20 protein-coding genes are annotated in these 22,174 nt (G+C 64.1%); 7 read left to right on the top strand and 13 right to left on the bottom strand.

Annotated features, from left to right (window positions below):
• Positions 1-3 precede the first annotated feature (3 nt).
• Both WFP44_RS09395 and WFP44_RS09390 read right to left on the bottom strand, forming a co-directional pair.
• Positions 4-1,854 carry an ATP-binding protein gene (locus WFP44_RS09395; protein ID WP_336926286.1) on the bottom strand — a complete coding sequence of 617 codons (1,851 nt, stop codon included), beginning with the start codon at positions 1,852-1,854 and terminating at the stop codon, positions 4-6.
• On the bottom strand, positions 1,851-2,600 hold the full coding sequence (locus WFP44_RS09390; RefSeq protein WP_336926285.1) for a class I SAM-dependent methyltransferase: 750 nt from the start codon (positions 2,598-2,600) through the stop codon (positions 1,851-1,853). Before WFP44_RS09390 ends, WFP44_RS09395 begins: the two co-directional genes overlap by 4 nt.
• Before the next feature lie 343 nt (positions 2,601-2,943).
• Between WFP44_RS09390 and WFP44_RS09385 the strand changes: the two genes are divergently transcribed.
• Positions 2,944-3,735: an outer membrane protein gene (locus tag WFP44_RS09385; protein ID WP_336926284.1), complete on the top strand. Its 792-nt coding sequence runs from the start codon at positions 2,944-2,946 to the stop codon at positions 3,733-3,735.
• A 66-nt stretch (positions 3,736-3,801) separates the two neighbouring features.
• Here WFP44_RS09385 and WFP44_RS09380 read toward each other — a convergent pair whose 3' ends face one another.
• From WFP44_RS09380 to WFP44_RS09360, 5 genes are all read right to left on the bottom strand, one after another.
• A complete protein-coding gene (locus WFP44_RS09380; RefSeq protein ID WP_336926283.1) occupies positions 3,802-4,578 on the bottom strand; it encodes a sulfite exporter TauE/SafE family protein in 777 nt (258 codons plus the stop codon).
• A gap of 31 nt (positions 4,579-4,609) precedes the next feature.
• Positions 4,610-7,051, bottom strand: a complete 2,442-nt coding sequence (locus WFP44_RS09375; protein ID WP_336926282.1) for a TonB-dependent receptor — start codon at positions 7,049-7,051, stop codon at positions 4,610-4,612.
• Between the two features lie 107 nt (positions 7,052-7,158).
• The gene (locus WFP44_RS09370; RefSeq protein ID WP_336926281.1) at positions 7,159-7,335 is read right to left on the bottom strand and encodes a YezD family protein; all 177 of its coding nucleotides are present in this window, start codon (positions 7,333-7,335) and stop codon (positions 7,159-7,161) included.
• A 133-nt stretch (positions 7,336-7,468) separates the two neighbouring features.
• Entirely contained in the window at positions 7,469-7,915 is a 447-nt protein-coding gene (locus WFP44_RS09365) for an RrF2 family transcriptional regulator (RefSeq protein WP_336926280.1), read from the bottom strand.
• 48 nt (positions 7,916-7,963) lie between these two features.
• Positions 7,964-9,385, bottom strand: a complete 1,422-nt coding sequence (locus WFP44_RS09360; protein WP_336926279.1) for an aldehyde dehydrogenase family protein — start codon at positions 9,383-9,385, stop codon at positions 7,964-7,966.
• 168 nt (positions 9,386-9,553) lie between these two features.
• On the opposite strand from WFP44_RS09360, the gene WFP44_RS09355 reads away from it, so the two are divergent.
• Both WFP44_RS09355 and WFP44_RS09350 read left to right on the top strand, forming a co-directional pair.
• On the top strand, positions 9,554-10,060 hold the full coding sequence (locus tag WFP44_RS09355; protein ID WP_336926278.1) for a cupin domain-containing protein: 507 nt from the start codon (positions 9,554-9,556) through the stop codon (positions 10,058-10,060).
• Positions 10,057-11,046, top strand: a complete 990-nt coding sequence (locus WFP44_RS09350; protein ID WP_336926277.1) for a hydroxyquinol 1,2-dioxygenase — start codon at positions 10,057-10,059, stop codon at positions 11,044-11,046. The genes WFP44_RS09355 and WFP44_RS09350 overlap by 4 nt, the downstream gene beginning before the upstream one ends.
• A gap of 18 nt (positions 11,047-11,064) precedes the next feature.
• On the opposite strand, the gene WFP44_RS09345 is transcribed toward WFP44_RS09350, so the two are convergent.
• The gene (locus WFP44_RS09345) at positions 11,065-12,336 is read right to left on the bottom strand and encodes an OmpP1/FadL family transporter (RefSeq protein ID WP_336926276.1); all 1,272 of its coding nucleotides are present in this window, start codon (positions 12,334-12,336) and stop codon (positions 11,065-11,067) included.
• A gap of 272 nt (positions 12,337-12,608) precedes the next feature.
• On the opposite strand from WFP44_RS09345, the gene WFP44_RS09340 reads away from it, so the two are divergent.
• Together WFP44_RS09340 and WFP44_RS09335 are read left to right on the top strand one after the other, a co-directional pair.
• Entirely contained in the window at positions 12,609-13,139 is a 531-nt protein-coding gene (locus WFP44_RS09340) for a response regulator transcription factor (protein WP_336926326.1), read from the top strand.
• Between the two features lie 214 nt (positions 13,140-13,353).
• Positions 13,354-13,743, top strand: coding sequence for a thiol-disulfide oxidoreductase DCC family protein (locus WFP44_RS09335; RefSeq protein ID WP_336926275.1), 390 nt, complete (start codon positions 13,354-13,356; stop codon positions 13,741-13,743).
• On the opposite strand, the gene WFP44_RS09330 is transcribed toward WFP44_RS09335, so the two are convergent.
• The 4 genes from WFP44_RS09330 to WFP44_RS09315 form a co-directional block, all read right to left on the bottom strand.
• Positions 13,740-14,933, bottom strand: coding sequence for an alpha/beta hydrolase (locus WFP44_RS09330; protein ID WP_336926274.1), 1,194 nt, complete (start codon positions 14,931-14,933; stop codon positions 13,740-13,742). The two genes, WFP44_RS09335 and WFP44_RS09330, sit on opposite strands and share 4 nt — an antisense overlap.
• Positions 14,934-15,107: 174 nt before the next feature.
• A complete protein-coding gene (locus WFP44_RS09325; RefSeq protein WP_336926271.1) occupies positions 15,108-15,536 on the bottom strand; it encodes a DUF6152 family protein in 429 nt (142 codons plus the stop codon).
• 73 nt (positions 15,537-15,609) lie between these two features.
• Positions 15,610-16,365, bottom strand: a complete 756-nt coding sequence (locus WFP44_RS09320) for a hypothetical protein (RefSeq protein ID WP_336926269.1) — start codon at positions 16,363-16,365, stop codon at positions 15,610-15,612.
• Positions 16,366-16,481: 116 nt separating this feature from the next.
• Positions 16,482-18,356 (bottom strand): outer membrane protein assembly factor BamB family protein, encoded by a 1,875-nt coding sequence (locus tag WFP44_RS09315; protein ID WP_336926268.1) that lies wholly within the window; start codon positions 18,354-18,356, stop codon positions 16,482-16,484.
• Between the two features lie 495 nt (positions 18,357-18,851).
• Between WFP44_RS09315 and WFP44_RS09310 the strand changes: the two genes are divergently transcribed.
• Both WFP44_RS09310 and WFP44_RS09305 read left to right on the top strand, forming a co-directional pair.
• Positions 18,852-19,367 (top strand): DUF6644 family protein, encoded by a 516-nt coding sequence (locus tag WFP44_RS09310; RefSeq protein WP_336926267.1) that lies wholly within the window; start codon positions 18,852-18,854, stop codon positions 19,365-19,367.
• A 17-nt stretch (positions 19,368-19,384) separates the two neighbouring features.
• Positions 19,385-19,909 carry a DUF6644 family protein gene (locus WFP44_RS09305; protein WP_336926266.1) on the top strand — a complete coding sequence of 175 codons (525 nt, stop codon included), beginning with the start codon at positions 19,385-19,387 and terminating at the stop codon, positions 19,907-19,909.
• A gap of 71 nt (positions 19,910-19,980) precedes the next feature.
• On the opposite strand, the gene WFP44_RS09300 is transcribed toward WFP44_RS09305, so the two are convergent.
• Complete coding sequence (locus WFP44_RS09300) at positions 19,981-22,098, bottom strand: outer membrane protein assembly factor BamB family protein (protein ID WP_336926265.1); 2,118 nt, start codon at positions 22,096-22,098, stop codon at positions 19,981-19,983.
• Between the last annotated feature and the right edge of the window lie 76 nt (positions 22,099-22,174).

The following is a 22,174-nucleotide window of genomic DNA, read 5'->3' as shown; positions in this document are numbered from 1 at the left end:
AGGTTATCGCAACAGCTGCGCGACGGCCTGTTCCAGCCCTTGCGGCGAGGACAGGTCGGCTGCGGCAAGTCTCGCGCCGGTCAGGGCGGGGCGGATTACGGCCAGCTCTGGATCGGATAATTTCTGCGGCCCTTCCACCAGCAGGTTGAAGCGCTGCACCGGTAGCCCCCGCGCCAGGCATTCGGGGCCGAGGCGCGAGAGGACCATGGCTTGTGTCCGCCGGTCCATGGCAAGGATGTTTCCGGCTGCCAGCAGCGGCACCGGCTCGCAGGTCAGCCATTCCTCCCTCAGCCGCAGGCCTGCTGCATCGTGCAGCCCTGTGGCCAGCCCGCGCGCCTCCAGCGCCGCCGCGATGCGGCCCGCCAGCGCCCCGCCATCCTCCATGCCGGCCAAGATCACCACCGGCACGCGCCCGTCGCCCCCGCCCATCAGTTCGCGCAGCACAGCGGGATAGACCGCCGCAGATGTCGTGCCGCCCAGTTGCGGTTGTGCGTTCACTTCGCAGATCGCCGCGCCGCCCTCGCGCCACGATCGGGCGATATCGGGGATCAGCAGATCGACCCCGGCAATGTCGAGACGCAGGGTGCGCGCGGCGCGCACCGCCAGCGCCGCGTTATCGGGATGCACCTTGTCAAACACGGCCACCGGCATACCGCCCGTGGCGACATTGGAATTGCGGCGCAGGCGCACAAAGCGGCCCTGTTCGGGCACCGAAGCTGCTTCAAGCCCCTGCCGCGCGAGCAGCGTCGCGGCCTCCTCGTCGATCAGCAGCTTCTTCAGGGCGGAATGGGGGCCGGCGCCGCGCCGGGGATCGGCATTGGCGGCGGCAATCAATTGCTCGACGGTGGACGTGCCATCCCCCGTCACGCCGCCGGGCACGCGTTCCACCGCCCAGATCACCCGGTCGTGCAGCACGGTCAGCCGGTAATCGCGCCCTTCGATATGCTTTTCGACCAGCACATTCTTCGACAGCGCGCCGGCGACCGCGAAGGCCCTTTCCACCTCCTCCATGGTGAGCAGGCCCGCCGCCACGCCCTTGCCGCCATCCTGATCGATCGGCTTGACCACCACGGGAAAGCCGATGGCTTTGGCAGCCGCAAGCGCTTCGTTGCTGGTGGCGACCCTCTGGTGCAGCGGAACGGGCAGGCCCGCGGCGCGCAAAATGGCGGCGGACTGCATCTTGTCGCGCGCCAGCTGGGTGGAGATATAGGGCGTGGCATCGGTGAAGGTGCTGTCCAGCCAGCGCGCCTTCGCCCCGTCGCCAAATTGCAGGAACTGGCCGGGCAATTCGCGGAAGGGAATTCCCAGATCATGCGCGGCACGCATGACGCGGGGCACATTGCTGAGGTGCGGCCCGGTAGTGCCAAGGGCGGTGTACAGCCGCGCTACCTCGGTTTGCAGCGCCATGTTGAGCGGGCCGTCGATCAGCGAAGGGATGAGCCTCAGCAGGCCGCCAATCACTTGCGCCAGCGGGGCGATGCTGCGCGGCATGGTGGGTACTGCGCAGCGCCAGCTTTCGCCTGCGCTCTCCAGAACGCGCGCCAGTTCGAACACGGGCAGGCCGCACCCTTGCTGTACCGCGTCCACCAGCGCCAGCCACCAGTCGATGGTGTGCGCTGCCTCGGCAGGCGCCGCCTCGCTCGCTACGCTCCTGCGGGGCCAGTGCCCGGCCAGCGCGGGCAGCAGCCGCAACAGGCCCGCTTCTGCCTTTTGCCGTGCGGCAATCGGTATCTCCGCGCCGGTCAGTTCGATCAGGAGCGTGGGGTAAAAGCTGCCATAGGCATAGCCCAGTGCGCTGCGCGGGTTCTTTCGCAGTGCCCACGTCGGCGATTGGGCTGCCTCCTCAGCCGTCACAGGGCATTCTCGCTGACAATCGTCATCAGCGACCAGCGCAAGCCAAGCGCACCGCCGGGCAGCCGGTCGGTTCCGGGGCCGGTTTCCAGCGCTTGCGCCACGTGGTCGGCATCGGTCTTGCAGATATCGAACAGGCGGCGGCAGAAGCCGGCCATGGCGGCCCGATCGGGAAAGACCCAATGGAAATGCCGCAATTCGGCCGACAGAATACGCCAGCCCGCTTGCTCCAGCTCAGCCAGCGTGGAATCGTCCAGAAACTCGCCCTCGTGCCCGGTGCTGTTGTAATCGCCCACAAAGCCATCAAGGAAATGCGCGGTCGGCGTGCCGCGCGCCACATCGGACAGGGCAAATTTCCCGCCGGGCCGGGTTATGCGCCGTATGTCGGCAAACAGATCGCGCTTGTCGGCCAGGTGATGCACCCCGGCAAGGCTGATTGCGGCATCCGCTTCGTCATCTGCAAAGGGCAGGGGAAGCAGCGGGCGGGCCGCTTCGGCAGCGCCGGTGCGGTGATTGGTGAAATCGGCGCAGGGTTCGTGCCCGATCCAGCGGCACCCTGCGGGAAGAAAGCCGCGCAGATAGCCGCCGCCGGCGGGCACATCGGCCACGGTCATGCCGGGCGTCACGCCCGCAGCGGCAATAACCTGCGCAAATTCCTGCGCGCGGGCCTGCGGCCAGGCCAGCATGGCCTGATCATAGCTGGAGCCGCGCTGCGTGAAGAGTTCCGTGTAGCTTGGCCCGTCCTGCATATTCTCTCCCCCATCTGCCGCGCCGTGCCTCAACCAGTCTGTTGCAAATGCCCAGTCTCACCGATCGGCCGCCATCCCGCAAGGCATCCTTAGCGGATGATGCGTCGACACCGTTGCACGCATGGTATGCCTGCGGGACATTCGCAAAAGGATGCATTGGTGCCCTTGATCGGCGTCAAGCGGAACGCATGGCAGATGTCCCGGCCTTGGCAGCGAAAAGCGTTGCGCAACTGCAACAGTCAGGCAGCCAGATGGCCTCAAGGCGGACTTTTTGCGGTGTTGAACCAAGGTTATGCGCCCTCATCTACGTCTCATTCTTGGATGGAAAAGAGGAGTAGTAAGGATGTTTGCTTTGCGTTTTCAGCGGATTGCCCTGGCTTCGGGTGCGGCGTTTGCGGCATTGGCCGTTCCGGCGGCTGCTCAGGCCAACGATTTCTATGTTGGCGTGTCGGGCGGTATCGCCTTCACGCAGAATTCGGCCAATAGCGGCGAGTTTGATGCGACCGTTCCCGCAACCGCCAATTGGCCTGCGATCCCGGCGGGCACATCGCTCGGCTGGCGCACTTCGTTCGACAACGGCCTTGCGCTGTCGGGCGTGGCGGGCGTAGCCACCGACAGCGGCCTTCGCGCCGAAGTCGAACTGGCCTATACCCGCAACGGCATTGATACCCATCGCGGCCTGACCGTGGGCGGCACGGTGATCGATGGCCTGGATGTGGCGGTGCTGACCCGTGGCGCGCCCAATGCGAACAATCCCACCGTGGGCGCGGTGATCGCGGACGGGGAAGGCAATGTGTCGAACCTCGGCGTGTTCGGCAATGTGTTCTATGACATTCCCACCGGCGGCGGCGTGACCCCCTATCTCGGCGCGGGCCTTGGCTATGTGAACACCGATGTGACGTATCGCCCGTCGGGCGTGGGCGTGGCCGATGCCAGCGATGACGGATTTGCCTGGCAGGCGATGGCCGGTGTTTCGCTGGCGCTCAGCCCGAATGCCGATTTCTTCAGCCAGTATACCTATCGCTCGCGCTTCAAGGATGCGAAGGTCGGGCTTGATCTGCTGCCCGCCACACTGGGCGTGGAACTGGACCAGTCGGTCGTCACCGCCGGCGTGCGCCTGCGCTTTGGCCGGTAATCGCCCGATTGCCTGAACACGAAAGGGCGCTGTCACCCCTATGGGTGGCAGCGCCCCTTTGCTTGATCAGAAGATCGACCAGACGCGGGTGATGCTGTAGCTGCTGGTCGCGATCAGCACGATCGACACCGCCAGCAACAGCCAGCGCGGATTGATCCGCTTGGCGATAATGGCGCCACACGGGGCGGCCGCCACGCCGCCGATGATCAGGCCCACCGTCACCACGGTAAACGCGGCAAAGCCCAGTGTGGATATGAAGGCGATGGAAATGGCGGTGGTGATCAGGAACTCGGCCGAATTGACCGTGCCGATGGTCTTGCGCGGATCGCTGCCCTGAACCAGCAGGTTCGATGTCACCACCGGCCCCCAGCCGCCGCCACCGGCTGCATCGAGAAACCCGCCCGCCGTTGCCAGCGGGGCGGTGTATTGCGGATCCTTCACAAGCGGGGTGGAGTGGCGGATCGCCTTTGCCAGCAGATAAAAGCCGATCCCGGTGAGGTAGAGCATGACGAACGGGCGGGCGACCGATGCGTCCACATTGGACAGCACATAGGCCCCCGTGACCCCGCCCAGAATGCCGAACGGCACCAAGCGCTTGAACAGACCCCAGTCGATATTGCGGTGCCAGATGTGGCTGGCACCCGATGCGCCGGTGGTGAACATTTCCACCAAATGGACACTGGCCGATGCGGTGGCAGGGGGGATGCCCAGCACCGCCACCAGCAATGTCTGGGTGATGACGCCAAAGGCCATTCCCAGCGCCCCGTCGATCATCTGGGCGGCAAAGCCGACCGCGATGAACGGCAGGATGTGGTAGAGCGTTATGTCAGCCAGTTCGAACATGAGGTTGTCCCCTTTTCAAGGTTCGGTTCGGTCAGAAAGTCGTGGAAAGTGTGAGGCCGTAAGTGCGCGGATCGCCCGGCTGACCCACGATCAGACCGGTGTTTCCCGAAGGCACGGCAAGTTGTTCGAAATACCTGGTATCAAAGGCATTTCGTGCCCACGCAAAGACATTGAAGCCGTTGTCGCTGCGATAGCCGACACGAAAATTGGTGATCGTGTAGCCTGCCACCTGCGTGTATGCAGATGGGGTGGGGTTGGATGAGAAGCTGGAGCGGGTGTTGGCATCGACGCCTGCATAGATTTCGCCCTCGGTGCCCAGCAGGCTGGCAGGCGTGTTGGCCTCTGCGCCGTACGACACCACCCATTTCGACACGCCGGGCAGGCTCTGGCCCGAAATGTCGCAATTGGCCGGGCTGTTTGTGCCGGGGGCCCCCGGTGCGCCAATCGGCGTGCCTGCGCCGCCGCCCGAAAGCTCCGGCGGGCAGGGCGCGTCGGGGAAGCGGCGATAGGTCGCGTCGGTATGCGATCCGCTGACATAGGCGTTGAAACGGCTGCTGGGCCGGACGGACAGATCCCATTCGAACCCTTGCGTGCGCACCGCCTCCGCATTGGCGAGGTAGCCGCGCTGCACCCCGAACTGGCCATTGACCACCAGCGCCTGATAATCGGCAATATCGGTGCGGAATGCGCCCACATTCAGCGTTACCCGGCGGTCCCAGAATTGCGATTTCACGCCCGCTTCGTAATGGGTGACCGATTCCGGCTTCACCGATCCGGCCGCCAGAATGGGGTTGCCGGCCGCATCATTCGGCACGCCGTTCAGGTTCACGCCGCCCGGTTTGAACGTCTCGGCATAGGTGGCGTAGCTGTGGATGTCATCGGCCAGCTCGTAAGTGGCGGTTATTTCAAAGCTGAAGTTCCAGTCCGAAAAGGTCGGCTCGAACCGCTGCGGGGCGGCAACGCCGCGCTGCTGCACCACACGCGGGTCGGTGCTGGCAAAGGTGACCAGCTCGCCATCGCCATTGGTGACGACGGATTCATACAACCCCACCTTCTTGTCGTAATTGACGCGGAAGCCCGGCTGGATGCTGAAGCGGTCGGTCAGCTTCCAGTTGAACTGGCCGAAGGCAGCCAGGCTGGTATTGTCGAGGCGGATGTCGTTGTTCGCGATCAGCCCATCGAGCACGGTCGGATCATTCGCCAGCGCGTTCGAGGGGTTGATAAGCCAGCGGCTCGCCGCCGGGCCAAAGCGCGTCAGGCCTTGTGTGCGCACAGCCTGATGGAAAGCGAATGCGCCAATCAGGAAATCGTAGGCGCTGCCCGTATGCGAATAGCGCAGTTCCTGCGTCCACTGTTTCTGCTGCGAGGGGTTGTTGGACGCGGTGTTGATCGGCAGGCCGGTGAAATCGCGGTCGTTTTCAGGCAGCCAGTCCCAATAGCGATAGGCGCTGATCGAGGTGAAGGTGCCCGGGCCGGTATCCCAGATCACCCGCACCGATGCGCCGCCAATCTCGTTCCCGGCATTAAGCGGGGCATCCACATCGGTCAGCCGGTCGAACGGATTGGTGCTCACCACCTGATACCCTTGTGCGGCGGCCAGCGCTTCATACTGGCGGTTGAGCGGACGCTGCGTGGGCCCGGTGCGGACATAGATCTGCGCGCAGCATTCGGGGTTCTGGCGGCTGAAATCGGCGGCAAACAGGACTTCGACGTTGTCCGATGGTTCCCACAGCAATTGCCCGCGCAGACCCAGATTGTCCTGTTCGTTGATGTAATTGCCAGTCGCCACATTGTAGATCGTGCCGCGCCTGCTGGTGGAGGAGATGGCAAGGCGCGCGGCAAGATCATCCGCCAGCGGGCCGGAAACAGACGCCTTGGCCTGCTTGAACCCCAGATTGCCGAACGTGACTTCGGCGCTGCCTTCGAAATTGAAGGTCGGGCGGCGGGTGGTAATGTTCAGCGCGCCTGCGGTGGTGTTCTTGCCATACAGCGTGCCCTGCGGCCCGCGCAGCACCTCGATCTGCGCCACATCGAGGAAATCGAGCGTGGCCGAGGCGATGCGCGCGAAATAGACATCGTCGACATAGATGCCCACGCCCTGATCGAAGCCGTCATTCGTCAGGCCAAAGGGCACGCCGATGCCGCGGATGTTGATCGCGGTGTTGCGGGGGTTGGAGGAGTAGAAATTGAGTGCCGGTGTCAGCGCTTGCAGCCGCTGGACGTTGAACGCGCCCAGTTCCTCCAGCGTATCGCCGCCGATCACGCTGATCGCGAGCGGTATTTCCTGCGCGGTCTCTTCGCGGCGGCGCGCGGTCACGATGATGGCGTCGCCCGCAGTTGCGGCAGAGGCGAGCGTGCTGATGGGGGTGGGTGCTGCCGTGTCATCGGCAATCTGCTGCGCGGAAGCAGCAACTGGCACAGCCAAGGCGAGGGGGGAGGCGGCCAGAAGAAGCCGGGTGTAAAGCGAATGCATTGTCTCTCTTTCACGCGAAGAAGAGGCGCATCCGGCGGTCCGGTCTGCTGTCCCTGCTGATTGATGGGAGTAGTTTGGCGCCCGTGTGGGCGGGTTGAGTGCGAATTCTATGCGCCGAAGCGGCGCCGTTCGGTCACATCCACATGCGTGATGCGGCCATCGTGGATGGTCAGTTGCACCGCGCCAAAGCGGATGCGTTCGACCACGCTTGCCACCAGGCCCAGGGGGCCGTCCGGGCGCTCATCCTGCGCAGGGGCGGGGCCATGTTCACTGGTCTTGCTCATGCGGAACTCCTGTTCGGGCGGCATCGTGCCGCGGCAGGAGGCTTAATCTCAACTGATTTTGTTGACAATAAGGCAGGGGTCAAAGATTTCGCATTGGCGACGAAAGGCTGGCTTGGCTCAGCCTGAAAGGTTTCTATTTATCAATGCTGTGATCGGTGAATGGCGGCACCGGATCAATCCGGTCGGACAGGCGGATGCCGTCCAGCAGCTCTGCCGTGCGGTCACGAACCTCCAGCATCAGGGCACGTGTGCGGCACTCGCCTTCTTCCAGGCAATTCTTGCATTTCTCGTGCGCATAGCGACTGGCGCAGGGCACCAGCGCCAAGGATCCGCGCATGATGCGGATCAGGTCGCCATAGGTGATGTCGATCGGCGACAGCGCCAGCCAATAGCCCCCGTCGCGCCCGCGCTGCGAGGCGACCAGACCCTGCCGCCCCAATTCGGACAGGATCACCGTCAGGAATCTGTCCGGAATATTCTGCTTCTCGGCAATCTCGCTCAGTTGCACCGGACCCTGACCGAACCGGTCGGCCAGATGCTGCATGGCCCGAATGGCATAGCGCGTTTTCTGCGAAAGCATGGCGTTTGCCTATCGGCCCGCTTGGCAATCCGGTCAACCGGCGCGGGATCAATAGCCCAGAATGGCTTTCACCTCGCAATATTCCTCCAGCCCGAACACGCCGTATTCGCGGCCATTGCCGCTTTGCTTATAGCCGCCAAACGGCGCATAGCCTGACCACGCCGGGAAATTGATATGCACCTGCCCCGCGCGGATGCGCCCGGCCACACGCCGCGCGGCGTCCTGATCGGCGGACTGGACATGGCTGGACAGGCCATAGACCGTGGCGTTGGCGATGCGCACGGCATCCTCCTCGTCCTCGTAAGGCTGGATCACCACCACCGGGCCGAATATCTCCTCCTGCGCCACGCGCATTTCGGGCGTCACATCGGAAAACACGGTGGGCCGCGCAAAGAAGCCGCGATTGAGGCCCGCGGGCCGGCCCGTGCCGCCGCAAACCAGCTTGGCACCTTCGTCGATCCCGGCCTGAATAAGCTCCTGCACCTTGGCAAATTGCGCCGCATTGGCCAGCGGGCCGATCATGCAGGCATCGTCCAGCGGATCGCCGACCACGATGGACCCGGCGGTTTCCGCCGCCAGCGCTTCCACCTCGGCCAGCCTTGCGCGGGGCACCACAAGGCGGGTGGGGGCGGCGCAGGATTGCCCGACATTGCGCATCGCGCCCAGAATCCCCTTGGGCACGGCAGCAGCGAAATCGGCATCGGGCAGGAACACATTGGGCGATTTGCCGCCCAGTTCCTGCACCACGCGCTTGATCGTGGGCGCGGCGGCCTGCGCCACCAGCACGCCCGCGCGGGTGGAGCCGGTGAAGGACACCATATCCACCTTGGGGTGGCTCGCCATCGCAGCGCCCACCGCCTCGCCTGTTCCGTTCACCAGATTGAACACACCCGGCGGCGTTCCGGCATCATGCATCACCTGGGCAAACAGCAGCGCGCTGAAAGGTGACAGCTCGCTCGGCTTCAGCACCACGGTGCACCCTGCCGCCAGCGCGGGCGCCACCTTGGCGGTGATCTGGTAAAGCGGCCAGTTCCACGGCGTGATCAGCGCGCACACGCCAATCGGCTCGCGCTGCACATAAATGCCGTTCACCTGTGTCTGGAATTGATAGTGCCTCAGCACGTCCAGCATCACGCGCACGTGTTCGATGCCGAAATGCACCTGTCCGCCGCGCGAAAAGGTGATGGCCGCGCCCATTTCCGCCGTGATCGCCTGCGCGAACAGTTCGGCGCGTTCTTCCAGCAAGTCGCAGATGCGCGAAAGCAGCGCGAGGCGCACGGCCTTGTTGCTGCGCGCATAGCCGGCAAAGGCGCGCGTCGCGGCCGTCACCGCCAGATCCACATCGGCCGCGCTGCCGGCCGCGATTTCGCCAATCACTTCCTCTGTCGCGGGGTTGCAAACGGCAAGGCGCGGCGCATCGGGGCGGTCCGTCCACTGCCCATCGATGTAGAAGCGCGTGTCGATCTTCATGGCTGCATTCCCCCCGATCATTCTTATTTCGGCGCAACCCTGTCGCGCGGCGCGCGCGCGGTCAACATCGCTGTTGCACGGCGTGCGTGCGGTGATAGCATCGTGCCAGCCGGAAAGACGCCCGCAGAGGCGAGATAAGCACAAGCGTCCGGCGGGGAGAGGATGCCCATGGCCTATACCACGCGCACCGGTGCGCTCGATGCCTATGAAAAGGGCACGATCGCGCTGAACGATGACCTTCGCAAATACGCCTTTTCCAACGTGTTCGAAGTGGCCGGAATGTCCGCCTCGTATGAACGCGTGGCCGTGGTGCAGAACCTCGAATATGTGGCCGAAGCGGTGCGGGCCGAGGGGGAATCGCCCTGGTATGCGGCCCCGCATGACGAATTCGCGATTGTGATGGATGGCGAGATCGCGTTCCACTTTGTCCAGTTGCAGGATGACCAGATACCCGCCCATGCAGGCGGCGCGGTGCGGCTGGGCGGTGCGCCCAATGGCGCGGTGATGGGCCGCGTGGTGGCACGCAAGGGGCACCAGGTGCTGCTGCCCAGGGGCGCGGCTTACCAGATGCGCGCAGGTCGCCCCTCTGTTGCGATCATGCAGACGATGGACGGGCCAGAGACGGTCAAGCGCTGGGCGCAAATCTGCACCCTCAAGACGGAGGCGGCGCAATGAGCGTTCTGGACGCGCGGGTGGAGCGCCTTTCCACCGATCCCGCCACCGGCTACACCGCCTTTCGCCTTGGCAGCTTCACCTTCCGGCGGGATGAATATTTCGCCCATGTCAGCTGGCCCAAGGGCAGCCATATCATCGAAGTGGACCGTTTCCTGCGGGCGATGGTGCGCGATATCGGCTGGGGCTTTTTCTACGGCTGGATCTTCTTCGACGACATCTTCGGCACCACCAACCATTACGGCACCGTGGACATCTTCGCCGGCTCCTATGACAAGGGATACCGCGAGGCGGGGATCGATCACCTCGAAACCTTCACCGCCGATGCGGTGAGCGAGGCCTTCGAGGCGATCAGCCGCGACTGGATTTCGGAAGGCTACGATCCGCTCAACGCGCCGCTGGAAACGGGCAGCCCGATTGGTTCCAAGGGGAGGGAGCGCACCGATCCGCTGCTGCGCGCCTTCATCGCGGCCGACCGGATGCTGGGCCTGCCCGGCGACAAGCCGGTGCGTTCGGACGCCACCGGCCACCCGGTCAACCGCGCCTTTGCCGATCTGGAATATGATGCGCCCGATATCGAATGTGCGCCCGGCTTCGAAGGACAGCTCCACGCGATCAACCTGTTCGAGCATATCGCCCGCTCGGACGTCACCTGGAATCCGTCGATCAGCGCGGTCACGCGCGCCAATATCTGCTGCGTGACCAGCGAGGAGCATATGCTCCCCGTCATCCACGGCAATGACCGCAACGAATGGTTCATCCAGCTGACCGACGAGATTCACTGGTCGATCGCGGACAAGGAATCGGGCGCGCCGCGCGGGCGCGTGGTGATGCGGCCCGGCGATGTCTGCGCCATGCCCGCCGATATCCGTCACCAGGGCTTTGCGCCCAAGCGCGCCATGCTGATGGTGATGGAAAACGGCACTCCGGGGCTGGAGCAGCGCTATGCCAGCGGCGAGCTGAAGCCCTATCCGGTCGATTTCGGCTAAGCGCCTTGCGGCTGGGGGTCAGAACCCCCAGCCGAAGGACAGGCCGAAACTGGTTTCGGCAAGGCGGATATCGGCTTCCCCGCCGCCATAAGGCAGGGGGATCGAGCCTGCGCCTTCCACCACATTGGTGGGCGCGCGCATGGCAAAGGCGGTGATTTCCCGCCCGCCGCCGATCTTCACCGTCGCGCCCACGGTGAAGTGATCCTGCACCACGCCGGGCGCCAGGATGTTGAGGAAGGTCTCGGACTGCGGCACCGGGTTGTCCGACCGGCCATAGCCTGCGCGCAAAGTCAGGCTGTCCGTGGCGTCCACACTCGCCCCCACCTTGAACACAGTCACATCGCGCCAGCCAAAGCCGGGGCCGCCTTCCGCGCCAAAGGGCGTGCCGCCGAACAGCGGGGCCAGCGGATTGCCCACCGACTGCACCTCGGAATATTCGATCCGCTTCACATCCACGCCCAGCATCACGCCCGGCAGTGGCTTCAGGCCGATCCCCGCGCCATAGCTTTCGGGCACGTCAAACCCGCCGCCCTGCGCGAACAGGCCGGCATATTTGTCAAAATGCTTCGCCTCGATCCGTGACTGGTAGAACGCGCCGATCGAAATCGCATCCGAAAGCTGGCCCAGATAGCCGACGCGAAGCCCGCCGCCGACCGACCAGTCGGTGCCGCGATTGGTAAAGCTGCCCGGCGCGGAAGATGCCGCGGCAAAAGGCTGCACGCCCTGCATCCGGAAGCCCTGCACCAGCAAGATGGGGGCAATGCCGAAGGAATGGCCGGGCGCAAACTCCGCTGCCAGCGTGGGCGAGATGAACACCTGCTTCAGATCCACGCCCGCCGGGCCGGTCGCGCCGAAACTGGCAAAGGGATTGGTCTTGTATTCCGTGTTCATGCCCCCATTGCCGTTGATCGTCAGCGCGAAGGCCACGCGATCGGACAATTGCCGGACATAGCCGAATTCGGGCAGGATGAAGGGGTTGGCGCCGTTGCCCGAATAGTCCCCGTTCAGCCCCGCGCCATTGCCCGAAATGCTGGCCCCGCGATCGGGGATGAAGATTTCCACGCCGAAATCCACCCGCTTGTCGAGCACGGTGGCGGATGCCGGGTTGCTGGCAGGCGAAAGGGCATCCTGCGGCAGCGCAATCGCCACGCCGCCCATGCCCTTTGCCTTGGCGCCAATACCGTTCAGGAAATAGCCGTCGGTTGCCTGCGCGGGCGATCCGGGCAAGGCGGTTGTCGCAGCAGCCAGAGCGAGCGCGGCAAGGGGGCGGGGTGCGGAAAATCGGGTCATGGTGCGATGCCTGTTCTATTCTTGTGATGCAGCCTTGTCCCCGCGATCGCGGTGCTGCGCGGCGTCCCCCTAGAGCCAGAAGTAGGCTGCGCGAAGAAAGTTTGTCTTCGGGGTGCAAAACTTTGCCCGGAAGTTGCGTGAGGGGACTGGCAAAGCAACAAAGCTTTCCCTACATTAAGGATGTGGGACGCGAGCTTGACATTCAGCCTGACCCTTGGGTCGAGGATCTTATCAAGGCATCGCCGATTGCCTCGGTCATCAGCAATCCGCGCATGGCAGACAATCCGATTGTGGCCTGCAATCAGGCGTTTATCGATCTGACCGGCTATGGCCCGGAAGAAATTCTGGGCCGCAATTGCCGTTTCCTTTCCGGCCCGCAGACGGAGCCGTGGCTGTCCGATGCCATTCGCCAGGGTGTGCGCGACAAGAAGCCGGTGATGGTGGAGATCCTCAATTACAAGAAGGATGGCACACCCTTCCGCAATGCGGTGCTGGTGGCGCCGATCTTTGATGAGGAAGAGGAACTGACCTACTTCCTCGGTTCGCAGGTCGAATTGCCAGAGGATGCGAACGGCCCCAGCAATGTGCGCCGCGCGCGTGCTGCGGCCAAGGTGCGCGAACTTTCGCCCCGCCAGCTGGAAGTGCTGCAACTGGTCGCCAGAGGCCTCAGGAACAAGCAGATCGCCTGGGAACTGGGCCTGTCGGAAAAGACCGTGAAGATGCACCGCGGCATCGCCATGGAAAAGCTGGGCGTGCAGACATCGGCCGACATGATCCGCCTTGCCGTGGAAGCAGGCATCTAACTTCCCCTTTATGCGCAGCCTTGGCACCGGCTTTGGCAGCATGGGCCAAGGTCCATGTATTTTGTGGCGGGCTTTGGGTGCATACCGCATCTGCATCGCAGCCGGATCTGTCGCGGAACCTCACCCTTCCCCCCTCACGTTCCGCGTCCTCCATCCCACCCGTCCGGCTGCGATGCCCCACAACCCCACAGCAGGTCGGATCGAGACGGCACGGATGAACGGCACAGGGCAGGGCAGACCGCTTGGCAGTTTGCAGGGACATCGCCTTGTCGTCTGGCATGATGGAGCCTGCCCGCTTTGCCGCCGCGAAATTTCCCTGATGCGCAAGCTCGATCGGCGCGGAGCCATCGACTTCATCGACATCGTCACCGCCGACCACGCGCAGTGTCCGGTGTCGCAGGCCGAGCTGCTCGCGCGTTTTCATGCGCTGGAGAACGGCCAGTTGCTCAGCGGTGCGGCGGCCTTTGCCGCCATGTGGCGCGCCATTCCGCTGCTGCGGCCGCTGGGCCTCATCGCCCGCAACCGAACAGTGCTGCGCGCGCTGGAATGGCTTTATCTGCGCTTTCTGGCCGTGCGGCCTCGCCTGCAGCGGCTGGTGCGTTAATCGCCCCAGTCAAGCCGCGGCACGAAATCCGCCAGATAGCGCCGCCAGTTGATCCAGGTGTGGCCGCCATCGCTTTCGTTGTAATGATGCGCGATGCCGTATGCGTCGAGCAGGGCGCGGGTTGGGGCAACGGTGCCATACAGGAAATCGTCCACGCCCATGGCGTAATAGACCAGCCGCATTTCGCGCGCCGACTGGCGCAGCACGGCATCGTGGCGCGTCCGGTAATCAGCCACGTCATCGCGGCCCATCCCAAGCCCCATTGAAAATATGCCCAGCCGGCTGAACACATCGGGCCGGGTCAGCCCGTGGCGGATCGTATGTGCGCCGCCCATGGAAAGGCCTGCCATGGCGCGGTGATCGGCATCGGCAATTGTGCGGAAAGTGGCATCGATATGCGGGATCAGCGCATCGTGCAGATCGGCCCCGAAATCGGCATTGGCCAGCATCGCTTCCAGCGGGGCATCGGCGCGCTGGGGCGTGTGGCCAAAGGGCATGACCACGATCAGCGGCTGCGCGCGGCCGGCGGCCAGCAGATTGTCGATGATGTTGTGCGCATGGCCCACCTGCGTCCAGCTGTCCGCCGAATCGCCCGCGCCGTGCACGAGGTAGAGAACCGGATAGCGCGCTGTTCCGTTCATGTAGCCGGGCGGCGTGTAGACATAGGCGCTGCGCTTTGTCCCCAGCGGGGCAGACCAGTATTCGATCATGCTGACCGATCCATGCGGCACATTGGCGTGCCAGCGCTGGAAATCCCCCTCTGGCCCTTCCAGATCGACCGTGGAGTTGATACCCGTCCGCTCGCGGCTGAAGGTGGTGGCAAGCGGATCGGGCACGCGCGCGCCATTGACCAGAAAATTATAACGGTAATTGTCCGCAGGAACCGGCTCTGCCGTGGTCACGTGCCACAATCCGGATTCGTCGCGCTGCATGGGCAGGCCCCCATTGGGGCCAAGCGGCACTTGCGCAATGTCGTTGCTGATCAGCTTTACGCTTGCCGCATCGGGTGCGCAGAGCCTGAATGTCACGCGCCCATCGGCCAGTTGCTCGACCGAACGGTAATCCGGCTGCGCCCACTGGCCCTGCGGCAGGCAGGATGCCGGCGCCGTGCTGTCCTGCGCGAGGGCTTGCGAGGATGCCAGCATGGCAAAGGCAAATGCGCCGAGAACGGCTGCGCCAAAACGGGTCACGATGATCCTCCCTCCAATTTCAGGAGGTTATCGCGCCGCTGATGCAAAGTGGCAAGGCAGCAACGCCGCCACGCCCAAAACAAAACGGGGGCTCCTTTCGGAACCCCCGCTTGTGCGGACATTTGCCGTGGCAGGCGCGCTTGCGGGCGTGCCAGCCGTGGCGCTTGCCGTGTCTTAGTTGCCCTGTGCGCGGCGAGCGGCAGCGGCAACGGCTTCCGTGGTCGGGTTGCCGAGCGAGAGCTCGCGCCCGTTGGGGAAGCGGATTTCCGCAGCCGAGGCGCGGGTGTCACCGTCGCGGGCCTGGAAGGCGTCCACGATGATGTCGGTGCCGGCCGGCAGCGAGTTCCTGTTCCAGCCGCGGCGCAGCAGGGCGGACGGAGCGCCGCCTTCCACGCGCCAGCGTTCGACACGGCCGTTGCGGTTCACGTCGATGTGGATCCAGGAGTGGGGGTTCACCCACTCGAACATCACAACCTTGCCTTCAAGGCGGATGGGGCGGTTGCGATCAAACTCGGTGGCGAACGAGTGGTGGGCGGCAGCCCCCACACCGGTCACCGCGAGCACGGCACCGATCGCGGCGATGCTGAGCTTCTTCAGTTGCATGGCGTGTAACTCCTTGTGTTTCACGATTCGTGAAGTCTTGCGGGACTCCGACAAGTGTGGGTTACCACCCTTGTCATTGGCCCTCGATTAAGTCGCCGTAAAGCAGATGTTCAGAGAACGGCACGCACTTGAATTCAAGCAACTGTGCATTCGGCTCCATGCGGCGATAGATCGGCATCCGGATAGTCCAGGGGCGCGAATAGATCGTGGGATCATCCACCGTGGCGACATAATCGATGTGGTTCGGGCCCATCAGGGTAAAGCGTTCCACCACGGTTGCGTGGTTAGTCAGATAGTTACCCGCGCGGTCGAGCCAGGTGACGCCTTCCACCATTTCACCGGCAGGCAGCTTCACCAGGCCCGGCCCCAGCGCCAGCGTGGTGACAACTAGCGTGTCGCCTTCCCACTGGCCATAGGACGTGCCCATCCAGGTGTCGATCGGCGGGATGCCGACTTCCTGCATATGGATCACCCGGTTGGCCGAGGCATATTCATAGGCCATCAGGATGTCGTCATTATTGCCCTGAATGATCTGGAACGGATAGGGCATATAGGTCGCGCGCGGAATGCCCGGCAGATAGCACGCGGCTTCCGGATCGTGGCGGATCAGATTGGCGCGGTGGCGTTCCAGCCGCTCGCGCGCTTCGGGCAGATAGGGGATTTCGCCCCCGTCCACGACACCAAGGCCAGCCGGGATCGCGCCGATGGCGCCAACCAGACGGTCAGCCACCGGGTTCGGGCCCGCGCTGTGCGGCTCCAGATTCCAGTTGGCGGTGTTCATCACCTGCCACACGCCGTTCAGGTTCGGCTTGCCGTCAATGCGTTCCATCGAAGCACCGGCCTGCGCCTGCGCCGGTACGTGGCTGAACGCAAGCAGGGCCGCAGCCGCTACTGCCGTCGAAAATTTTGTAATCCCCCGCATAACCTCTCCTGTATGCAAATGGTTCAAAGCGAATAGACCGTGATAACGCCACTGGCGTTGATCGCGACATATTGTTTGCCGTCGCTTCCCCGATAGGTCATCGGATTGGCATTGGCATTACCGTTCAGCACCGCTTCCCACAACTGGGCGCCGGTGGCAGAATCAAAGGCCCGAAAACGCCGGTCGTTTGTCGCACCCACAAACACAAGGCCGCCCGCTGTCACGGTGGGACCGGCGCTGCCCGAATTGCCGAGCAATTGCTTGCCTTCGGGCTGGCTCTCGTAAATTCCCAGAGGCACAGCCCACAGGATTTCGCCGGTATTGGCGTTGACCGCGGTCAAACGGCTCCACGGCGGGCGATAGCAGGGCGCAGACACGCCCACCGGCCGGCCGTTCGCGTCATATTCGCCGCCCAGCGGGGCGGAAAAGCTGAAGAACGGCCCCTTGCCGTCCACGCTCGCCCGGTCATAGGGCGGGGCAGAGGTGGCGTCGAAGCTGTAGGGCCGGTCGCCCTGCACGCGCTCGACCCAGCCCACCAGCGAGGTGTCCTGCGCGTTGACATAGACGATGCCGGTGGTGGGATCGGCTGCCGGGCCACCCCAGTTCACGCCGCCCGTCCCGCCCGGAAGCTGTATGGTCGAACGCACCGGCGCGCCTTCTGCGCGGTAGTGGAACGGGGTGTAGATGCCGAAATTGAGATAGCCGCCCGCACGGTCCCACATGGCCCGGCACGCCGCCGCGTGCGCTTCGTTGGTATCCTCGGCCGTCACGATATCATCGTAAGTCAGGCTGACGCGGCTGAGCGGCGGGGTCACCTGCGGGATTGGCTGGGTCGGGTGGTAATATTCGCCCGGCACATCGCCGCGCGGCACCGGCATTTCCTCCACGGGATGCACCGGTTCACCGGTGGTGGAATCGAGCAGGAAGAACAGGCTGGACTTGCCGATATTGGCAATCGCGCGCTGGGGGCCGTTGGGGCCGTTGACCGGGATCAGCGGGCCGGAATTGGACATATCGATGTCCCACAGATCGTGGTGCACCGTCTGGAAATGCCACTTGTAGGCGCCGGTGCGCAGATCCACCGCGACAACCGAATTGCCAAACAGGTTGGAGCCGGGGCGGTCGCCGCCGTAATAGTTGTGCGCCGGGCCCGCAATCGGCAGATAGACCGTGTCGGTGCTTGCATCCACCGTGGCGGCAAAGCCCCACATATTGGTGCCGCCGCGATCGCGCGCGCCGTCCACACCCCAGGTGTCGCCGCCCAATTGGCCGTGATCGGGCGTGGTGTCGAATTCCCACAGCTTCGCGCCGGTGATGACATCGAACGCGCGCGGATTGCCCGGCGCGCCCCGCGGATTTTCCAGGCTGGCCGCGCCGATGACCGCGACATTGCCGTGAATCGTGGGCACGCCGCCAAAGGGCACGCCGACATTCACCATCCCGCCTTCGCCAAAGCTTTCCACCAGCTGGCCGGTTGCCGCGTCGAGCGCCACCATCAGGTTCGAACGCATGACATAGATGCGCGGCCCCATGCCCGCTTGTCCCGGCCAATAGCCAAGCCCGCGGCCCGAATAGCCGCCGCCGCCCATGCCGCCTGCGGCCTGTTCGGAAGCAGGCGCCTCGTGCACCCAGATTTCCGCACCCGTGGCCGCATCGAGCGCCACGACGCGGTTTTGCGCGGTGATATACATACGTCCGTTCACCACCAGCGGAACCGCAGTGTTGAAGGCGCGCAGATTATAGGTCCATGCCTGCCGCAGCTGGCCCACATTGGCGCGGGTGATTTCGGTCAGCGGGGAATAGCGGGTAGTGGCAAGGTCACGGTTGATCGTCGGCCAGTCGCCGGCCGGAATCGATTCCTGCGCCAGCCCGGCCGTTGCACCTGCCGAAGCCAACATTGCCGCAATCAAAAGGCGTGCTGCCTTGCGCATCAAACTCCACTCCCGCCCCAGACTTTCACGGAACCACCGCACATCAGGCATTTGCACGAAGGCGCGCTGCCTGATTTTGTTGATTCTGTCCTAAAGGCGCATCCAGACTTTGACAATGGCCTGTGCGCCTTTGGGGCCGACTAATCCGGCACCCGAAAACCGCACTGCCACGGCCGTTTTTCCACTCGAAAAGCGTTGGAAAATGCGCGCGCGAAAGTCGAGCCACACTTTGTGACAAATTGTCGCGATTGGTCTCGCCTGCACGGCGGGGCTTGGCGACCGGCCCGAGAATCGGTAGCGGGATTTGCGCCAAATCAAGGTTTGGCCCCCGGAATGCCAGCAATGGTCCGGGCATAGTCAACGTTTGAGGGGGTTTGAACGGGCGCCGCAAGACAATCACGCCCGGCAAGCCAGAGAGAACACGCGTGGGAGCCCGGTGAGATGCTGGATTTGCTATTCAATATGACGGACTGGTTGAGGACGACCTTCCTCCTCGACTTCTCGTTCTGGCTGACCGAAACGTCGCTCAGCCTGTTCATGGTCGAAAACTTCTGGAACGTGCCGATCGCGCAGGTGATTCACATCGTCTCGATCGCGCTGGCCTTTGCCTCGCTGCTGATGCTGACGCTGCGGGTGAACGAAAAGGCGGGCACCACGCTCTCCATCTCGGCCAATGCCGCGCGCTATCTTCCGTGGATGTGGTGGGGTCTGGCGGGCATCGTGATCAGCGGTCTGCTGATGATCACCGCCGAACCGATCCGCAACATGGTGAATGCCGTGTTCTGGATCAAGATGGTGCTGCTGGCGGTGGCCATGGTGCTGTCGATCAGCTTCCAGAAGGCGGTGAAGGCCAAGGCGATTGCCGCAGGTGACGCGTATGTCGCCAGTTCCGGAACGCGCACCACCGGCATCGCGCTGGTCGTGCTGTGGTGCTTCATCATGCTGTGCGGTCGCTGGATCGCTTATGTTCCGGTTTGAGGGGGGAGTAGAAAATCATGTATCCTGAACCGACCAATATCTGGCAGGCGATCGAATATTCGCCGCTGGGCATCGGCATTGCCGAAAGCCTGTGGGCCTTCCCCATGATCGAAACGGTCCACGTGATCGCGCTGGTCACCGTGTTCGGCACGATCGCCATCATGGATCTGCGTATGCTGGGCCTCGCGTCCACCAATGTGCCGATTACCCGGATGTCGAATGATACGCTGAAATGGACCTGGATCGGCTTTGTCACCGCGGCCATCACCGGCACGCTGCTGTTCGCCAGCAAGGCGAGCACCTACATGGTCAATCCGTTCTTCCTGACGAAGATGGGGATCATGGCGCTGGCGGGCCTCAATATGCTGATCTTCCACTTCGTCACCTACAAGACGGTGGATCAGTGGGACAACGCGACCAGCCCCCCCACGGCGGTGAAGGTGGCCGGCCTGCTGTCGATTCTCATGTGGCTGGTGATCGTGTTCTGCGGCCGCGCGATCGGCTTCACGCTGGGCATCTATCTGCCCGAAACCGGCTTCTGATCGCAGCTCCGGTTTGGGCCGGACTCCCGGAACCAAGGGCCGCCCCAGCAGGGCGGCCCTTTTCGTTTGCGCTATTCCGCATCATCCAGTGCAAAAACAGTGATGCTGGCCGAATTGACCGGCGGCAGCGGCAGTTCCGGGGTGAAGTTGGGCAGGCCAAAGGCCAGCGGATTGCCCATGCCCGTCACCACCGCCACATATTGCCGCCCGTCCACGGCATAGGTGATGGGGCTGGCATTGGGCACGCCGGTCAGGCCCGTGCGCCACAATTGCCGCCCGGTGGCCTGATCATAGGCCAGAAATTCGCGGTCCATGGCCCCTGTAAACAGCAGGCCGCCTGCGGTGGCCAGCATCCCCACATCGTAAGGCGCGCGGCGGCGGTGTTCCCACACGATCTCGCCGCTCGCCATGTCGAGCGCCTGCAACAGGCCGTAATTCCCGTCGCTGTCGGGACGCGCGGAATAGTAGATGTCCACCCCGCTCGACAGAAAGCCGCCTTCCTGGTTGGGCACAACTTCCATGCAGGTATCGCGCGAGTTGACGAACAGGCGCCCCGTGGCCTGGTCAAAGGCGGTGGGGCTCCAGTTGCGGCCACCGCCCGCGTGCGGGCACATGAAGCGCGCGGGCTGATCGCGGCCGGGCAGCAAGTTCGGATCGGGTGTCTTGCGGCCGGTCACCGGGTCGATGGCGATGATGAAATCCTGATAGCCGAGATCGGCGGTCGAGATATATTGCCCGGTCGCCGCATCGAGCGTGTCGAACAGCCCCTCCTTGCCCCCCGTCATCACCACGCGCCGTTCCTGCCCGTTCAGGGTAAGCGTGCCCACGACACGCTCGAACACCCAGTCGAGGTCATACTGGTCGTTCGCCATGTGCTGGAAATACCAGACCAGCTCGCCTGTGCGCGGGCGGAAGGCGAGGGTGGAATTGGTGAACAGCCCGTCATTATTGCCGCCGGGGATGCGGTCGCGCTGCGGGCCGGTGTCGTATGTCTGCGCCACGCCCCACAAAGCAAGGCCGTTCACCGCATCATAGGTGCCGCTGGTCCAGACCGAGCCGCCGCGCCGCTCGGCATCGGGCACGCCGTTCCAGCTGTCGCCGCCCCGCGTGCCGGTCTTGGCCACGGTTTCGAAGGTCCACAGATGTTCGCCCGTGGCCGCATCCACCGCCACGATCAGCCCGCCGCCGGGGCGCTGCGTGGCAAGGCCTGCCATCACCACCCCGTCGGCCACCATCGGCCCGCCATTGCTGCGCAATTGATCGGGATTATCCACCATTCGCACATCCCAGACCGGGCGGCCCGTGCGCGCATCCAGCGCCATCAGATGCAGATCGGATGTGGCGATGATCAGCTTGTCATCCCACAGCGCCATCGTCTTTTTGGACAATACATTGGTGCCATCGGGCAATTGCCGCTGATAGCGCCACAGCGGGCGGCCATTGGCCGCGTCAAAGGCGAACACCTCGTCACCAAAGCCAAAGACATACAGCACCCCGTCACGCACCAGCGGTTCGTTCATGGTCGGCCCGGCGGGCAATGCCTGCGCCCAGGCGACATTGAGGCGGCTGACATTGGCGGTGGTAATCTGGTCGAGTGGCGAGAATCCGTGCCCGTCATGCCCGCGCCGCCACGCCAGCCAATTGTGCGGTTCGGGATTGGCGAGCTGCTCTGCCGTGAGCGGGGTGTAATTGGCGAAGCGGTCCACCGGCGGCGGGCTGGCGGGGATGGGGTGGTTGGCCGAAATGCCGCCAATGCCCAGCGCATTGCGCACCTCCGGCGGCGGGGCAGGGGGCATGGCCAGCGCCAGATCGCGCGTCACCGGCACATCCAGCGCAGCCCCGTTTTCGTGCACGATCAGCGCAGTGAGCGCGGCGTAGGCCGCATCCCCCATCCGCCCGCCGCCGCCGGGCGGCATCGAGGTGCGGATATAGCGTTCCAGATCGCCCACCGGGACTTCGCCCCAGCTCGACAGGAAGACCGGCCCTTTCAATGCCCCGGCAAATTGCCCGCCCGCCAGCGTCTCGCCATGGCAGGCGGCGCAATTGGCGGCATAGAGCGCGCGGCCCTGTTGCACCTGCTCGGCAAAGCCGGTGGCGGCTGGCGCAGTGCCTTGCGCGTTGGCGGTGGCCAAGCCTGCCAGACCAAAGGCAGCGGCAGAGGCCCACAGGCCTCCCTTGTAAAACGGCATTCTCCCCTCTCCCTCGCAGTTTTCTGCTTACCGCTACTATGGATCATGCGGGACGCAGCGCAAGGGGGGCAGGAGG

The sequence above is a fragment of the Alteraurantiacibacter palmitatis genome (genome assembly GCF_037154115.1).
GTDB classification, from domain to species: Bacteria; Pseudomonadota; Alphaproteobacteria; order Sphingomonadales; family Sphingomonadaceae; genus Alteraurantiacibacter; species Alteraurantiacibacter palmitatis.
This window is presented reverse-complemented; position numbering and strand designations above follow the sequence as displayed.

Excerpts from the sequence above, each read along its gene's own strand:
- WFP44_RS09345 (WP_336926276.1), bottom strand. The coding sequence starts at position 12,336 with ATGACCCGATTTTCCGCACCCCGCCCCCTTGCCGCGCTCGCTCTGGCT.
- WFP44_RS09375 (WP_336926282.1), bottom strand. The coding sequence starts at position 7,051 with ATGCATTCGCTTTACACCCGGCTTCTTCTGGCCGCCTCCCCCCTCGCC.
- WFP44_RS09335 (WP_336926275.1), top strand. The coding sequence starts at position 13,354 with ATGAACGGCACAGGGCAGGGCAGACCGCTTGGCAGTTTGCAGGGACAT.
- WFP44_RS09305 (WP_336926266.1), top strand. The coding sequence starts at position 19,385 with ATGTATCCTGAACCGACCAATATCTGGCAGGCGATCGAATATTCGCCG.
- WFP44_RS09320 (WP_336926269.1), bottom strand. The coding sequence starts at position 16,365 with ATGGAACGCATTGACGGCAAGCCGAACCTGAACGGCGTGTGGCAGGTG.
- WFP44_RS09360 (WP_336926279.1), bottom strand. The coding sequence starts at position 9,385 with ATGAAGATCGACACGCGCTTCTACATCGATGGGCAGTGGACGGACCGC.
- WFP44_RS09390 (WP_336926285.1), bottom strand. The coding sequence starts at position 2,600 with ATGCAGGACGGGCCAAGCTACACGGAACTCTTCACGCAGCGCGGCTCC.
- WFP44_RS09310 (WP_336926267.1), top strand. The coding sequence starts at position 18,852 with ATGACGGACTGGTTGAGGACGACCTTCCTCCTCGACTTCTCGTTCTGG.
- WFP44_RS09385 (WP_336926284.1), top strand. The coding sequence starts at position 2,944 with ATGTTTGCTTTGCGTTTTCAGCGGATTGCCCTGGCTTCGGGTGCGGCG.
- WFP44_RS09300 (WP_336926265.1), bottom strand. The coding sequence starts at position 22,098 with ATGCCGTTTTACAAGGGAGGCCTGTGGGCCTCTGCCGCTGCCTTTGGT.
- WFP44_RS09325 (WP_336926271.1), bottom strand. The coding sequence starts at position 15,536 with ATGCAACTGAAGAAGCTCAGCATCGCCGCGATCGGTGCCGTGCTCGCG.
- WFP44_RS09365 (WP_336926280.1), bottom strand. The coding sequence starts at position 7,915 with ATGCTTTCGCAGAAAACGCGCTATGCCATTCGGGCCATGCAGCATCTG.
- WFP44_RS09315 (WP_336926268.1), bottom strand. The coding sequence starts at position 18,356 with ATGTTGGCTTCGGCAGGTGCAACGGCCGGGCTGGCGCAGGAATCGATT.
- WFP44_RS09355 (WP_336926278.1), top strand. The coding sequence starts at position 9,554 with ATGGCCTATACCACGCGCACCGGTGCGCTCGATGCCTATGAAAAGGGC.
- WFP44_RS09350 (WP_336926277.1), top strand. The coding sequence starts at position 10,057 with ATGAGCGTTCTGGACGCGCGGGTGGAGCGCCTTTCCACCGATCCCGCC.
- WFP44_RS09340 (WP_336926326.1), top strand. The coding sequence starts at position 12,609 with ATGGCAGACAATCCGATTGTGGCCTGCAATCAGGCGTTTATCGATCTG.
- WFP44_RS09370 (WP_336926281.1), bottom strand. The coding sequence starts at position 7,335 with ATGAGCAAGACCAGTGAACATGGCCCCGCCCCTGCGCAGGATGAGCGC.
- WFP44_RS09380 (WP_336926283.1), bottom strand. The coding sequence starts at position 4,578 with ATGTTCGAACTGGCTGACATAACGCTCTACCACATCCTGCCGTTCATC.